The following is a 16,222-nucleotide window of genomic DNA, read 5'->3' on the forward strand; positions in this document are numbered from 1 at the left end:
TATGCCAGAAGATTTGGATTTGAGCCAGATTGGACGCAATGAACTTTGCCCATGTGGTTCTGGTAAGAAGTTTAAAAACTGTCACGGAAAAAGACAATAAAATGAGATAGTTTAGAGGCGGATACCTTGTGAAAAGTAAATTTTTACTTGGTATCCGTTTGCTTTATAAGGAGATGAGTTATGGTATTTACAGCAAAAAGTCCTAAAATCAATATTGAAGAAGTTCGTGCCTTATCAAAACTAGAAGGCCAAGCTTTGGAGAGAAAATCACAGCGTGATCAAGAGCTAGAATCCATTATACGTGGAGAAGACCAGCGAATTCTCTTGGTAATCGGGCCATGCTCATCTGACAATGAAGAAGCTGTCCTTGAGTACGCTAAGCGTTTGGCAGCCTTGCAAGAAGAAGTAGCAGACCGTATCTTTATGGTTATGCGTGTTTATACTGCTAAACCTCGTACTAATGGAGATGGATACAAGGGCTTGATTCACCAGCCTAATGCGACAGAAGCGCCTAGCCTCATCAACGGAATCAAAGCTGTGCGCCATCTTCACTATCGTGTCATCACAGAGACAGGCATGACAACAGCTGATGAAATGCTTTATCCTGAAAATCTTCCGCTTGTAGATGATTTGATTTCATACATGGCTGTCGGTGCCCGTTCAGTTGAAGACCAGCAACACCGCTTTGTGGCAAGTGGGGCAGGATTTTCGACTGGGTTTAAAAATCCAACCTCTGGAAATCTCAATGTTATGTTTAATGGGATTTATGCTGCTCAAAACAAACAAAGTTTCCTTTTCCTAGGAAAAGAAGTGGAAACAACAGGGAACCCGCTTTCGCACGCTATTCTTCGTGGTGCTCTTAATGAGTATGGAAAAAATATTCCCAACTACTATTATGACAATTTAATTGACACCATTGCCCAGTATGAGAAAATGGGCTTGGAAAATCCTTTTATCATCATTGATACCAATCATGACAATTCTGGCAAGCAGTATATGGAACAAATCCGAATTGTCCGCCAGACCTTGATTAACCGTGCTTGGAATGAAAAAATCAAGCAGTTCGTTCGTGGTTTTATGATTGAGTCTTATCTGGAAGATGGTCGACAAAATGAGCCAGAAGTATTTGGCAAGTCTATCACAGACCCTTGCCTTGGCTGGGAAAATACAGAAACCCTTGTCAGAGAAATTTACAAAACGTTAGGAGAATAAGATGGCATTTATTGAAAAAGGTCAAGAAATTGATATGGAAGTCATCAAGGCTGAAACCCAATTGTCTGCGGAAGCCTTGAGACTCAAGGAAAGCCGTGACAGGGAATTGGCAGACATCATTTCAGGGGAAGATGACCGTATCCTTTTGGTGATTGGTCCTTGCTCTTCTGATAATGAAGAAGCGGTCTTGGAATATGCTCGCCGTTTATCCGCCTTGCAAAAGAAGGTAGCGGACAAGATTTTCATGGTTATGCGTGTCTATACTGCTAAACCTCGTACCAATGGAGACGGCTATAAGGGATTGGTGCACCAGCCAGATACTTCTAAGGCTCCAAGCCTGATTAACGGCTTGCAGGCTGTGCGCCAGTTGCACTACCGCGTGATTACAGAGACTGGTTTGACAACGGCAGATGAGATGCTTTATCCGTCAAATCTGATCTTGGTGGATGACTTGGTCAGCTACCATGCCGTTGGAGCTCGTTCTGTGGAAGACCAAGAGCACCGCTTTGTGGCTTCAGGGATTGATGCACCAGTAGGGATGAAAAATCCAACCTCAGGAAATTTGGGTGTTATGTTTAACGCCATCTATGCTGCTCAAAACAAGCAAACCTTCCTTTATCATGGGCAGGAAGTTGAGACTTCAGGAAATCCCTTGTCCCATGTCATCCTCCGTGGAGCAGTCAACGAGTATGGCAATTATATGCCGAATTACTACTATGAAAACCTACTCCAAGCCATTGAACGCTATGAAACAATGGGACTTGAAAATCCCTTTATCCTCATTGATACCAACCATGATAACTCAGGCAAGCAATATATGGAGCAGATTCGAATTGTTCGCCAGACCTTGCAAAATCGTGATTGGAATGAGAAGATTAAAAAGACGGTTCGAGGATTTATGATTGAATCTTACCTAGCAGATGGTCGTCAAAACCAACCAGAGGTCTTTGGTTGCTCTATTACCGATCCTTGCTTGGGTTGGGAAAATACAGAGGCCTTGGTAGAAGAGATTTATGCTACCTTGACAAAATAAGTGAAAAGGATGGAGTTGGGGAATCTCAACTCCTTTTGATGAGAATGATAGTTGGACACGGAATTGACATCGAAGAATTAGCTTCGATAGAAAGCGCAGTTACACGACATGAAGGTTTTGCTAAGCGCGTGCTGACCGCTAAGGAAATGGAGCGCTTCACCAGTCTCAAAGGGCGCAGGCAAATCGAATATTTAGCTGGTCGCTGGTCGGCTAAGGAGGCCTTTTCCAAGGCCATGGGAACGGGTATTGGAAAACTCAGTTTTCAGGATTTGGAAGTCTTGAATAATGAACGCGGGGCGCCTTATTTTAGTCAGTCACCATTTTTAGGAAAGATTTGGCTGTCTATCAGCCACACCGATCAGTTTGTGACAGCCAGTGTCATTTTGGAGGAAAATCATGAAAGCTAGTCCGCATAGACCAACCAAGGCTCTGATTCATCTGGGAGCTATTCGACAAAATATTCAGCAAATGGGAGCTCATATCCCTCAAGGAACGCTTAAGTGGGCTGTGGTCAAGGCCAATGCCTATGGTCATGGAGCTGTTGCCGTTGCCAAGGCGATTCAAGATGATGTTGATGGTTTTTGCGTTTCGAATATCGATGAAGCCATTGAACTCAGACAGGCTGGGCTTAGCAAGAAAATCCTTATTTTAGGAGTTTCTGACATCGAAGCTGTTGCTCTAGCTAAAGAATACGACATCACCTTGACGGTTGCTGGACTGGAGTGGCTTCAAGCGCTCTTAACTAGAGAAGAAGACCTAGCTGGATTGACAGTCCACCTCAAGATTGACTCAGGCATGGGACGGATTGGTTTTAGAGAGGCCAGTGAAACTAATCAGGCTCAAGACTTGCTCAGACAACATGGTGCTCGTGTTGAAGGGATTTTTACCCACTTTGCTACTGCAGACGAGGAATCAGATGACTACTTTAATGTCCAGTTAGAACGGTTTAAAACTATTTTAGCTAGTATGAAAGGTCTTCTAGACTTAGTTCATGCTAGCAACTCAGCAACGACTCTTTGGCATGCAGAGACTATTTTCAATGCGGTCCGTATGGGAGATGCTATGTATGGTCTCAATCCAAGTGGAGAGGTTTTGGACTTGCCTTATGACTTGAAACCAGCCTTGATCTTGGAATCTGCTCTGGTTCATGTCAAGACAGTTCCAGCTGGAGCTTGTATGGGCTACGGAGCTACCTATCAGGCGGATAGCGAGCAGGTTATCGCGACCGTGCCAATCGGCTATGCGGATGGATGGACACGAGACATGCAGAATTTCTCTGTCTTGGTAGATGGCCAAGCTTGCCCAATCGTCGGTCGGGTTTCGATGGACCAGATTACCATTCGTCTGCCTAAGCTTTATCCGCTAGGAACCAAGGTAACCTTGATTGGCTCCAACGGTGACAAGGAAATCACTGCAACTCAGGTAGCTGCCTACCGTGGGACTATTAACTATGAGGTGGTTTGTCTCCTCAGCGACCGCATTCCGAGAGAATATTATTAGAAAAGAAAGGAGTGGAGCATGAATCTACATCAACCCTTGCATGTCTTACCTGGTGTGGGACCAAAGTCAGCAGAAAAATACGCCAAACTAGGAATTGAAAATTTGCAAGATCTCTTGCTCTACTTTCCTTTCCGTTACGAAGATTTTAAGACCAAGCAGGTGCTGGAACTGGAAGACGGGGAAAAGGCAGTTCTGTCTGGTCAAGTCGTGACTCCTGCCAGTGTCCAGTATTATGGTTTCAAACGCAATCGTCTACGCTTTAGTCTCAAGCAGGGAGAAGTTGTTTTTGCGGTGAATTTCTTTAACCAGCCCTATCTAGCAGATAAGATAGAGTTGGGAGCAACCCTTGCTGTCTTTGGAAAATGGGACCGCGCCAAGGCTAGTCTAACTGGGATGAAGGTCCTGGCTCAGGTGGAAGATGACCTCCAACCTGTCTATCGCTTGGCTCAGGGAATCAGTCAGGCCAGTTTGGTTAAGGTCATCAAAACGGCCTTTGATCAGGGACTGGACCTCTTGATGGAGGAAAATCTTCCCCAGTCTTTGCTGGACAAATACAAACTCCTGTCCCGTTGTCAGGCTGTTCGTGCCATGCATTTTCCTAAGGATTTGGCAGAATACAAGCAGGCCCTTCGCCGTATCAAGTTTGAAGAACTCTTTTATTTCCAAATGCAATTGCAGACGCTTAAGTCTGAAAATAGAGTTCAGGGAAGCGGTCTGGTTCTAGATTGGTCTCAGGAAAAGGTGACAGCAGTCAAGGAAAGCCTTCCTTTTGCCCTGACCCCAGCTCAAGAAAAAAGTTTGCAGGAAATTTTAAACGATATGAAGTCCGACCACCACATGAATCGTCTCCTACAAGGGGATGTGGGGAGCGGGAAAACAGTAGTCGCTGGCTTGGCTATGTTTGCGGCGGTGACAGCTGGCTACCAATCAGCCCTCATGGTACCAACAGAAATCCTTGCGGAGCAGCATTTTGAGAGTTTACAGAACCTCTTTCCCGACTTGAAACTGGCTCTCTTGACAGGTTCCTTGAAAGCTGCAGAAAAGAGAGAAGTCTTGGAGACCATTGCCAAGGGTGAGGCTGATTTGATTATCGGAACCCACGCTTTGATACAAGATGGGGTGGATTATGCTCGCCTTGGCTTGATTATCATCGATGAGCAGCACCGTTTTGGTGTGGGGCAAAGGCGGATTTTACGGGAAAAAGGTGACAATCCAGACGTTCTCATGATGACGGCGACTCCCATTCCACGGACGCTGGCTATCACAGCCTTTGGCGATATGGATGTTTCCATTATCGACCAGATGCCAGCAGGGCGGAAGCCTATTGTGACGCGCTGGATCAAGCATGAACAACTGCCTCAGGTTTTGACTTGGTTAGAGGGGGAAATCCCAAAAGGCTCTCAAGCCTATGTCATCTCTCCCTTGATTGAAGAATCTGAAGCTCTGGACTTGAAAAATGCCATTGCCTTATCTGAGGAGTTGACGGCTCATTTTGCTGGCAAGGCTGAGGTTGCTCTGCTACATGGTAAGATGAAGAGTGACGAAAAAGACCAGATTATGCAGGATTTCAAAGATAGAAAAACTGATATTCTGGTTTCGACGACAGTTATTGAGGTTGGGGTTAATGTTCCCAATGCGACCGTCATGATTATCATGGATGCGGATCGCTTCGGGCTCAGTCAGCTTCACCAGCTTAGAGGTCGTGTCGGTAGGGGGGACAAGCAGTCCTATGCTGTTCTCGTTGCCAATCCCAAGACGGATTCTGGGAAAGACCGCATGCGCATCATGACAGAAACCGCCAATGGATTTGTCCTTGCGGAGGAAGATTTGAAAATGCGGGGTTCTGGTGAAATTTTTGGAACCAGACAGTCAGGACTTCCAGAGTTCCAAGTGGCTGATATTATCGAGGATTTTCCGATTTTAGAAGAAGCTAGAAAAGTTGCTAGTTACATTAGTTCGATAGAAACTTGGCAAGAGGATCCGGAGTGGCGCATGATTGCCCTTCATTTGGAGAAGAAAGAACACCTAGATTAAGCTTTCTCTAAGGAAAACTTAAGCTAGCTTTCAGGTTTGCCCCTTATACTAGAGTCATCAAAAAGAAACGAGGACTCTCACATGACAGTAACGATTAAAGTAAATTATCCAACCACTTTCCAAAAGAAAGAAGCAACAAACTAAGATTGAATAGAAGAAGAAAGAGCGAAATGCTCTTTTTTCGTTTCTAAAACTACTTTCAGTCGGTAGGGTTAAAGAAAGAAAATCTAAATTCACTTTCTATTTATACTCAATGAAAATCAAAGAGCAAACTAGGAAACTAGCTGTATGTTACTCAAAACACTGTTTTGAGGTTGCAGATGGAAGCTGACCTGGTTTGAAGAGATTTTCGAAGAGTATTACCCTTCTTTCTTGCATTGATTTCTTAGATATGTTACAGTTATGGTAGCGATTACAAAAAGGAGCACATTATGAAAAATCCAGCTTTGTTAAAAGAAATCAAGACTTATAGAGGGCGAGATGAGGTTCCAGAAGACTTTGATGCTTTCTGGGATGGGGAAGTGAAAAAAGTTTCAACTCTTCCAGCCTACCAGTTGGAGGAAAGAGATTTCTGCATTCCTCAAGTCAAGTGCTATGAGTTAACATTTGAAGGAACCAATGAAGGAAAGGTCTACGCACGCGTCGTTCTTCCAAAGAGTGAGGAGAAGGTTCCGATAATCTTCCATTTCCATGGTTATATGGGACGTGGCTTGGACTGGGCTGACATGCTGGCCTATACCGTAGCTGGTTACGGTGTTGTCTCCATGGATGTGCGGGGCCAGTCAGGTTACTCGCAAGACGGTTTGCGTTCTCCTCTTGGAAATACGGTTAAGGGTCATATCATCCGTGGGGCTGTGGAAGGTCGGGATCACCTCTTTTATAAGGATGTTTATCTGGATATTTACCAGTTGGTTGAGATTATTGCCAATCTGCCTCAGGTGGATGAGAAGCGACTTTCTAGTTATGGTGCCTCACAAGGAGGGGCTCTAGCTCTAGTTGCAGCAGCGCTTAATCCTCGAATTCAGAAAACAGTTGCCATCTATCCCTTCTTGTCAGACTTTAGACGAGTGCTTGAGATTGGTAATACTAGCGAGGCTTACGACGAACTTTTCCGTTATTTCAAGTTCCATGATCCCTTCCATGAAACTGAGGAGGACATCATGGCGACCCTTGCCTATATCGATGTGAAAAATCTTGCTCATCGTATCAAGGGTGAGGTCAAGATGATTACGGGCTTGGACGACGATGTTTGCTACCCTATTACCCAGTTTGCGATTTACAATCGTCTGACATGTGATAAGGCCTATCGCATCATGCCTGAGTATGCTCACGAAGCCATGAATGTTTTTGTCAATGACCAAGTTTACAACTGGCTCTGTGGTAGTGAGATTCCTTTTAAATATCTAAAATAAGGAGTCGACTCTAAGCACAAAATCTTAAAAAACACAAACACGCATAGTATCAGGTATTGAAAAAACTTGATACTATGCGTTTTATCATGGAAATATTTATAGAATTTTTTGTTGCTAGCTTTGTCAAATTGCTTAAAATAATTTTTTTCAGAAAGCAAAAGCCGATACCTATCGAGTAGGGTAGTTCTTGCTATCTTCAGGCTTGTCTGTAGGTGTTAATACTTTCCAAAAATCTCTTCAAACCACGTCAGCTTCGCCTTGCTGTATATAGTTACTGACTTCGTCAGTTTCATCTACAACCTCAAAACGGTGTTTTGAGCTGACTTCGTCAGTTTCATCTACAACCTCAAAACGGTGTTTTGAGCTGACTTCGTCAGTTTCATCTACAACCTCAAAACGGTGTTTTGAGCGGTCTGCGGCTAGCTTCCTAGCTTGATCTTTGATTTTCATTGAGTATAAAAACAGATGAGTCTCTGTTTTCTTTTTATGGACTATAAATGTTCAGCTGAAACTACTTTCAAGGACATTATTATATAAAAGAGTTTCTTGAAACTAAAATCTATTATACCACACTGTATTGAAAGCGTTTTAGAAATGAGGTATAATAAATTTGCTAACACTTATAAAAAGTGATAGAATCTTATCTTTATGTATATTTAAAGATAGATTACTGTAGAAATAGTAGCAGCTATGCGAAATGACAGATAGAGAGAAGGGATTGAAGCTTAGAAAAGGGGAATAATATGATATTTAAGGCATTCAAGACAAAAAAGCAGAGAAAAAGACAAGTTGAACTACTTTTGACAGTTTTTTTCGACAGTTTTCTGATTGATTTATTTCTTCACTTATTTGGGATTGTCCCCTTTAAGCTGGATAAGATTTTGATTGTGAGCTTGATTATATTTCCCATTATTTCTATAAGTATTTATGCCTACGAAAAGCTATTTGAAAAAGTGTTCGATAAGGATTGAGCAGGAAGTATGGTGTAAATAGCATAAGCTGATGTCCAATAATTTGCTTATAAAGAGATATTTTAGTTTAATTGCAGCGGTGTCCTGGTAGATAAACTAGATTGGCAGGAGTCTGATTGGAGAAAGGAGAGGGGAAAATTGACACCGATTTGAGATAGTTTGTTTAGTTCATTTTTGTCATTTAAATGAACTGTAGTAAAAGAACGTTAAGAAAAGACAAACTAAGTGTATTTTCTGGAGTAAATGTCTTATTTCAGAAATCGGGATATAGATATAGAGAGGATCAGTATGAATCGGAGTGTTCACGAACGTAAGTGTCGTTATAGCATTAGGAAACTATCGGTAGGAGCGGTTTCTATGATTGTAGGAGCAGTGGTATTTGGAATGTCTCCTGTTTTAGCTCAAGAAGGGGCAATTGAGCAACCTCTGGCAAATGAAACTCAACTTTCGGGGGGGGGGGGAGCTCAACCCTAACTGATACAGAAAAGAGCCAGCCTTCTGAGAAGGGAGAAAATATAACTCTTCCTGCAGAGCATGTAGAGTCTGTTTCAGAGACTGGGCTTTCTGCCAATGAGCAAGAGCATGAAAGGGAAGATAAGCAAGAAGAAAAAATTCCAAGAGATTACTATGCACGCGATTTGGAAAATGTCGAAACAGTGATAGAAAAAAATGACTTAGAGACGAATGATTCAAATGGAAAAAGAGTAGACTTGTCTGATGAATTAGAGAAAGTAAAGGGACTCCAAAATGCAACTGTTCATGTGGAATTCAAACCGGCTGCTGATGGCCCTAGTTTTTACAATCTCTTTTCTGCTTCCAGTACAACTAAAGTAAATGAATACTTTACAATGGCAATCAATAATGGGACAGCTTTGATAGAGGGACGTGGAGCTGATGGTAGTCAATTTTATGGAAGTTATACAGATGCGCCTTTGAAGATTAGACCAGGCAAGTATAATTCGGTTACTTTTACTGTTGAAAGACCAAGTCAGACTAGACCAGATGGTCAGGTTCGTCTTTATGTGAATGGTGTATTATCTCGTACGAATAAAAAGTCAGGGAAATTCCTGGCAGATATGCCAGATGTAGACAAACTTCAGTTAGGTGCAACTAATAGAGCAGGAGAACTGAAGTGGGGCTCAGATCTTTCTATTCGTAATCTGACTGTATACAATCGTGCTCTAACTCCAGAGGAAGTCAAAAAACGTAGCCAGTTATTTGATGTGACAGATATTGAGCCGTCACTTCCTGAAGGAGCTGTCTTGACAGAAAAGCAAGAGTTGTTTATGAGTGGTGTCAATGATAAGCCAAATAGTGAAGGAATTAAGAGTTATCGGATTCCAGCTTTGCTACGTACGGATAAAGGAACATTACTGGCAGGAGCAGATCAGCGTCGTCTCCATCATTCTGACTGGGGAGATATTGCTATGGTCGTTAGGAGAAGTGAGGATGGGGGAACTACTTGGCAGCCAACCTTAACCTTGACCAATCTGCGAGACAATCCAGAAGCAAAAGATCCACAGGCACCATCTCCACTTAATATCGATATGGTCTTGGTTCAAGATCCTACTACAAAGAGAATTTTTTCAATCTACGATATGTTTCCAGAAGGTCGAGCTGTCTTTGGAATGCCAAACAAACCTCAAAAAGCTTATCAACAAGTTGGAGACAAATATTATCAATTATTATATAAACAAGGGGAAAGCCAAGCTTATACTATTCGTGAAAACGGAGAAGTATATGATGTCAATAATCAAAAGACAGACTATCGTGTGATAGTGGATCCCAAAGAAGAAGCCTACAGAGATAAGGGAGATCTCTATAAGGGAACAGAGCTTCTTGGTAATATTTACTTTGCTCAGTCTGCTAAAAATCCATTTCGTGTAGCCTACACTAGTTATTTATGGCTCTCCTATAGTGACGATGATGGGAAGACTTGGTCGAAACCAAGAGATATTACACCATCTATTCGTCAAGATTGGATGAAATTTTTAGGAACAGGTCCAGGTACAGGAATTGTGCTTAGAACAGGAGAGCACAAGGGACGTATCCTAGTTCCTACTTATACCACCAATGCTATCTCCCATCTAAGCGGATCCCAGTCTTCTCGTTTGATTTATTCAGATGACCATGGAGAAACATGGCAGGCTGGAGCTGCTGTTAATGATGATAGGACGGTAGGCAGAAGGAAAATTCATTCCTCAACTATGAATAATAGTGCTGCCCAAAATACTGAGTCAGTTGCTGTGCAGTTAAATAATGGTGATGTGAAACTCTTTATGAGAGGATTAACGGGTGATTTACAGGTTGCCACAAGTAAAGATGGTGGGCAAACTTGGGACAAGGAAATCAAGAGATATAATCAGGTTAAAGATGTTTATGTTCAGATGGCTGCTATTCACACCATGCATGAAGGAAAAGAATACATCATTTTAACCAATTCAGGAGGACCTAAACGGACGAATGGAATGGCTCATTTGGCTCGTGTAGAGGACAACGGAGACTTGACTTGGTTACATCATAGACCAATTCAAAAAGGAGAGTTTGCCTATAATTCGCTCCAAGAATTAGGAAATGGGGAGTATGGTATCTTGTATGAACATACTGAAAAAGGACAAAATGCCTATACCCTATCATTTAGAAAATTTAACTGGGAATTTTTAACAAAAGATCCGGTATATCCAACGAGTGTAACTATCAGGGACGTTCGTAAATTGGAAACAGAAGAAGAGGATGCAGAACAAGGCATCTTAGCGATACAATTTGATTCTGAGGTACTAGTGAATTCTATTCCGACTTTGACTTTAGCGAATGGACACAAAGCTACCTTCTTGACACAAGCAGATCAAAAAACTCTACTTTTCACCTTCAATAAAGAAGATGCAGGTCAAGAAATTACAGGTCTACTGGCCGGTAGAATTGACAGTATGCATGATTTACCAGTTACACTCGCTGGTAGTAGAATTCCTGAAGATGCGAAAGAAAATCCTGTCGAGACCATGAATACAGTAAGAGAAAATGTATCTGAGGAGATGACAGAAAGGAAGTCAGAGAAGGATAAATTATCTTTGGGGTCTTCAGATAGAATGGTAGCAAATTCTCCTCTTACTTCTTTTGCTCCTCGTTACCTCCAATCTTATGTAGGAGATGTTATTAAAACTGAGACTAAAGTTCCAATAACGACTGGTTGGAAGCAAGAAAATGGTGCGTGGTATTTTTATACATCTGCTGGTGAAGTGGTGAAAGGCTGGCATCAGGAAGCGGGTAAATGGTACTACTTGAGTTCTACTGGTGCGATGGCAACTGGTTGGGTGAAAGATGGTAACCAATGGTATTATTTGAGTGAGAGTGGAGCAATGTCTACTGGCTGGGTTGAATCCAGTGGTGTGTGGTACTATCTCAATGCTAACGGTTCAATGGCAACTGGTTGGATAAAAGATGGAGACCATTGGTACTATCAGGAATCATCTGGTGCAATGAAGGTAAATCAATGGTTCCAAGTTGGAGACAAATGGTACTATGTCAATGAAAGCGGAAGATTAGCGGTTAATACCATAGTAGATGGTTATAAAGTTAACTCCAATGGGGAGTGGGTCAACTAGTGGAGTCTTGGATGTTGATGAATAATTGAGACACGTTTTGCCCGTCATAGAGATTAAAAGTTTATTTAGATAGTTTTCGTAGAAATTTCTACTCTAAGAAAACTATCAATTTAGATGAGTTCTTATTGACGAGTAAATGACTTGCTAGTCGTAAATAAACTGTATATTTCCGACTGGATACCAATAGTCGCAACTTAACAGTTCGCTTTAAGTATTAAAATGCATATAGCTAGTTATTGGTTATATGCGTTTTTGTTCGCGATTATTTTATTTCTTGTCTTGGAATATAGGTAAAATTATAGTAAAATAAAATTCTGTAAATCATGTTGGTAGATATACAGGAAGAAGAGTGTATTGTTGACAATACAGCACATAGAATCCAACATGTCCTTATACTCAAAAAATCAAAGAGCAAATCAGGAAGCTAGCCGTAGCCTGCCCAAAACACTGTTTTGAGGTTGTAGATGAAACTGACGAAGTCAGCTCAAAACACGGTTTTGAGGTTGCGGATGAAACTGACGAAGTCAGTAACCATACACGGCAAGGTTGATATGGCTTAAAGAGTATTGATCAATTATCACTTATTTGAAGATTTTAAAAGATTGTAAGCTATTATATCTGGATAAATAAGTATTAGAAACTAAAGTGAGGAAAAAGATGTTTTTATATTTAAAGGGTTTAGGAAAATTTCGTAAGTCAAAAGCTTACGGGCTGGTGGGATGTCTGGCATTAGTGAGTATGATTGGATTGTCGGTTCCTGATTTACCAGTTACTGGTGGTGGGGTCGTTTATGCTGATGTCATTCAAGGCGGCGATGATATAAAAGATGTGAGCGTTCATGAGAAGTCCGCTGAGGGTGTTGCTATGACTTACACCACTTATGATAGTGGAACAAGTGGAAGACAAACGGCTTCTGGTAGTGGTGTCTTTGTAGCGCCAAATGTCATGGTAACCGTAGCACACAACTACTATGATAAAAACCAAGAGGATAAGTCGGCGGTCTTACGTGGTGGAGAGTCTGCTCGTAGTTATGTTGTGATGAACTCAGAGACGGAAAAGAACAATAAAGTACCTACTTCTGGTGTATCGGAAACTCTTGAAAAAGACTCTATTCATTTGTATGATGAGAAGAATTTTGGGAAAGACTATAGCAACGATTTAGCCGTAGTTGTCACTAAAAAACCTGTCGAAGCTATGACTGGTGGTGAGGATTCTCCAAGAGAGTTGAGTGATAAAGAGGTTTCTACGGGTGATAAGATCTCTATGGTCGGATATCCTAATGACTTTTCAACTCCGAATTTAAGTGAAGAGAACAAAGTTCGCTTGAAAGATGGTAAGGCTTATTCAGTCTCAACAACTGTAAGCAGTATCAATAAAGAGAATGGTGCGGTTACTTATCATTCCTCTGCTTTAGGTGGGTTTTCAGGCGCTCCTTTATTTAATGATAAGGGAGAGGTGGTCGGTATCCACCAGCACGGAACCAATACTCCGAGTGCCCCTGAAAGTGAGCGTATTGGCGGTGGTACTATCTTTACGGAAAAGCACAAAGCTTGGATTCGTTCTATGATTGATCAATACGGTATAACTGGTTGGTTTGTAGAGGGTTCAAATCGATATTATTACGATGAGTATCACAGAGCCTTAAAAGACTTGGAGCAAGAAATTGACGGTGCTTGGTATAGCTTTGATGAGAAAGGTCGAGCTACTTTAATCAAAGGAGAAGAAAAGGGTCGTGTATTACTTCGAGTGGAAGATACAAAAGGCAATCGTTTGATTTCAGATAAGGTTGTTCAAGAAGGTCCTGTTGGAAGTGGTTTGAATTTTCATTTAAGACAAAATCCAGACTTTAAGCAGTTGATTGCAAACTCACCCCAAGCCAAGGTAGTATCTTACAATGGGGTATCAGTCAACAAATTGGCAAGCGATACAAGTTGGTCTGATGACTATGTCAGTAAGTTAGCTTTAGGTAATACAATTATAAGAGCGGTAGTAGACTCTGTAAGTCCTTTGACAAAACCGTCTTCTGACTTTGCAAGAACTGAAGTTGGTAAGGTTGACTTGAGTGGCAAATCGAACTTACCTGTGCCTAGTAAAGAGGTGTTACAAGCTCCGAACGGTTCTACTAATTTCTATGCGACTACTCATATTCAAACTCCTGATGGTTCAGGGTCTGGTACTTTGATTGCACCGAACTTGGTACTGACTGTAGCTCATAACTTTTTAACGACTAAGGGTTCTGAGGTTGTTACGAAGTCAGGTCGCACCAATACGGTATATAAAGCAACTTTACCAAATGGTGCTTCTATGAACTTTTCAGATGATGATATTGTTTATTGGAATAAGAAAGATTCAGTATTTGGATTTAAAAATGACTTAGCTTTGGTTCGATTAAAAGAAGAAGTAAAAGGATTAACTCCTGTAGAAGTAGTTCCTGAGTCAACTTTAGTAGAGAAAGGTGAAAAAGTTTCGGTTTATGGTTTCCCTGATGGTCGTTTGTCTCCTGTATTGGATAGTGAAGTGGTAGATACTACTGACTTTGGCTCAGGTATAGAGGGAATTAGCTATGAAGGGACGAAACCCGGAGCGTCTGGTGGCGGTCTTTATAATGACAAAGGTGCTTTAATTGGAGTTCACCAAAACGGTGTTGTAGGAAGTCGCAGTGGTGGTTTAGTCTTATCAAAAGAGCAGCTGGATTGGGTTCGTTCTTATATTGCAGGTAAACCAAAAGACCCTGTCTATGTGGAAGATGAAGTTTTGGTGGATGAGAAGGATAAGGATAAACTTCCTTCAACTCCAAAAGACGAAAAACCAAGTACACCAAACTTGGAGTCTGACAAAGATAAAGTAGAACTTCCTCTCAAACCGCAAAAGGAGCCGAAAACAGAGGTTATTACAACTTACGAGGGTGATAGTACCCTTGAGGTTGGAAAAGAGCGTACAGAGGATACTAAGGGTGAAAAAGAAGGTGTTCCACTTATTTATCGAGTAGTGTATAAAGGAACTCAACCAAAGGTAGAAAAAGAATCGATTGCTTTTGATACTATTTACCAAGGAGATGAAACAAAAGAGCTTGGTTTCCGTTCAGTTGTAGAGGGTAAAGGAGGGGTGATTACTCGAACTACTACTTATCAAGTAGATAAGTATACAGGAGCGGTATCTTCTCAGGTTTCTGAGAAGAAAATAGCTCCTCAATCCAAGGTGATTACTTTAGGTATTAAACCCAACAGTGTCATAAAAGAACTTCCGATTACAGAGCGTTTTGAGGACTCCGAAGAATTAGAGAAAGGGAAAACGGAGGTTCTTTCTGAGGGGGATGTAGGTAAAGAAGTCACTACGGTGACTTATAAGGTCTTAGCTGATGGAAAGATTGTTGAAAATTCTCGTACAGTCGAGGTTACACCTATGCAAGAACGTGTAATTCGTAGGGGTGTAAAAGAAGTGGTATCTACAACTAAAGTAGAGACTCTAGTTCCAAAAGATGCGCCGACTAGAGAAAAGTTGCCTGTGTTTAGTGAGGGATTTTCAGAATCAGAGGTTTTAGTATCAGGAGAAAAAACACAAGGAGACCTTGGGAAACCTGTAGTATCTTCAAAAGAACTAGTCCCTGAAAGAGCAGAAGTTCCAGACTTTGTGGCTAAAGTTACAGGTGGAGAAAAATTGACAGTAGAAGGGCACCGAAATGAGAGTAAAATAAAGACTCCATCCAAACAGGAAAGATCATCTAACCCAGAAACCACTGCTCAATTCACAACGAACGGGACAGGTTCGTCATCGTTAACAGCTGTTTTTGGCGTTGAAGCGGATAACATGTCACTTTCTACTGTTGAACATTCTGTTATTACATATAATCAACAAAGAGGATGGCATAAGATAAATAATCAGTGGTATTTTAGAAATTCCAATGGGAAAGAATTAACAGGTTGGATGAAAGAAAATGATGCATGGTATTATTTTGATGCGAATGGAATCATGCAAACCGGTTGGTTACAGGATACAGACGGTAATTGGTATTATCTCAAGGATAATGGCATGATGGAGGTAGGCTGGTTCCAAGATTCAAGTGGCGCGTGGTACTACTTAGGATCATCTGGTCGCATGGAATCCAATACATGGATTTCTTATAAAGGAAAGTGGTACTATATCGATGCTTCGGGGAAACTACTTTTCAATTCGGTAACACCAGACGGTTATAGAGTGAACGAGGACGGGGAATGGATCAACTGATCTTGCTTTATGACCTATTGACGAGCAAGCTAGTAGTATAAAAAACATTAGAATTAATAGTTTAGGAAATGCTAATGACTCTCTAAAATAGTTGATTTTGTGATCTTTTTTGTAAAATAGAGTCTTTAATAAATAATATGAGCAAGATTTATCTTTTTACAAGTGATTAGGGGTAATAGTTTTTAACTTTCTCGCTTCTTTTCACTCTCTTTTCCGAATAAATAGATAGAAGCA

General features: G+C 41.3%; 12 protein-coding genes. 11 read left to right on the forward strand and 1 reads right to left on the reverse strand.

The window, feature by feature from the left end:
* The 7 genes from WKI42_RS11050 to WKI42_RS06095 form a co-directional block, all read left to right on the forward strand.
* Window positions 1-100, forward strand: a 100-nt coding sequence (locus WKI42_RS11050) for an SEC-C metal-binding domain-containing protein (RefSeq protein ID WP_227658808.1), incomplete at its 5' end; no start/stop codon positions are given.
* A gap of 80 nt (window positions 101-180) precedes the next feature.
* A complete protein-coding gene (locus WKI42_RS06070) occupies window positions 181-1,212 on the forward strand; it encodes a 3-deoxy-7-phosphoheptulonate synthase (protein ID WP_368081439.1) in 1,032 nt (343 codons plus the stop codon).
* Between the two features lies 1 nt (window position 1,213).
* Window positions 1,214-2,245, forward strand: coding sequence for a 3-deoxy-7-phosphoheptulonate synthase (locus WKI42_RS06075; RefSeq protein ID WP_050091698.1), 1,032 nt, complete (start codon window positions 1,214-1,216; stop codon window positions 2,243-2,245).
* Window positions 2,246-2,289: 44 nt separating this feature from the next.
* Entirely contained in the window at window positions 2,290-2,652 is a 363-nt protein-coding gene (gene acpS, locus WKI42_RS06080) for a holo-ACP synthase (RefSeq protein ID WP_173233284.1), read from the forward strand.
* On the forward strand, window positions 2,642-3,745 hold the full coding sequence (gene alr, locus WKI42_RS06085; protein WP_368081440.1) for an alanine racemase: 1,104 nt from the start codon (window positions 2,642-2,644) through the stop codon (window positions 3,743-3,745). Before acpS ends, alr begins: the two co-directional genes overlap by 11 nt.
* An 18-nt stretch (window positions 3,746-3,763) precedes the next feature.
* On the forward strand, window positions 3,764-5,779 hold the full coding sequence (gene recG / locus WKI42_RS06090; RefSeq protein ID WP_368081441.1) for an ATP-dependent DNA helicase RecG: 2,016 nt from the start codon (window positions 3,764-3,766) through the stop codon (window positions 5,777-5,779).
* Between the two features lie 431 nt (window positions 5,780-6,210).
* On the forward strand, window positions 6,211-7,191 hold the full coding sequence (locus WKI42_RS06095; RefSeq protein ID WP_368081442.1) for an acetylxylan esterase: 981 nt from the start codon (window positions 6,211-6,213) through the stop codon (window positions 7,189-7,191).
* A gap of 237 nt (window positions 7,192-7,428) precedes the next feature.
* Here the strand turns inward: WKI42_RS06095 and WKI42_RS06100 are convergent, their stop codons facing one another.
* On the reverse strand, window positions 7,429-7,641 hold the full coding sequence (locus WKI42_RS06100; protein WP_368081443.1) for a hypothetical protein: 213 nt from the start codon (window positions 7,639-7,641) through the stop codon (window positions 7,429-7,431).
* Between the two features lie 293 nt (window positions 7,642-7,934).
* On the opposite strand from WKI42_RS06100, the gene WKI42_RS06105 reads away from it, so the two are divergent.
* From WKI42_RS06105 to WKI42_RS06120, 4 genes are all read left to right on the forward strand, one after another.
* Window positions 7,935-8,162 carry a hypothetical protein gene (locus tag WKI42_RS06105; protein WP_050234264.1) on the forward strand — a complete coding sequence of 76 codons (228 nt, stop codon included), beginning with the start codon at window positions 7,935-7,937 and terminating at the stop codon, window positions 8,160-8,162.
* Between the two features lie 288 nt (window positions 8,163-8,450).
* Window positions 8,451-8,636 (forward strand): YSIRK-type signal peptide-containing protein, encoded by a 186-nt coding sequence (locus WKI42_RS06110; protein WP_368081444.1) that lies wholly within the window; start codon window positions 8,451-8,453, stop codon window positions 8,634-8,636.
* Between the two features lie 182 nt (window positions 8,637-8,818).
* A complete protein-coding gene (locus tag WKI42_RS06115; protein ID WP_440581618.1) occupies window positions 8,819-11,764 on the forward strand; it encodes a sialidase domain-containing protein in 2,946 nt (981 codons plus the stop codon).
* A gap of 657 nt (window positions 11,765-12,421) precedes the next feature.
* On the forward strand, window positions 12,422-15,988 hold the full coding sequence (locus tag WKI42_RS06120) for a trypsin-like peptidase domain-containing protein (protein ID WP_368081445.1): 3,567 nt from the start codon (window positions 12,422-12,424) through the stop codon (window positions 15,986-15,988).
* The last annotated feature ends 234 nt before the right edge of the window (window positions 15,989-16,222 follow it).

Origin of the sequence: Streptococcus pseudopneumoniae (assembly GCF_038148935.1) — a bacterium.
Lineage (GTDB): Bacteria > Bacillota > Bacilli > Lactobacillales > Streptococcaceae > Streptococcus > Streptococcus pseudopneumoniae_U.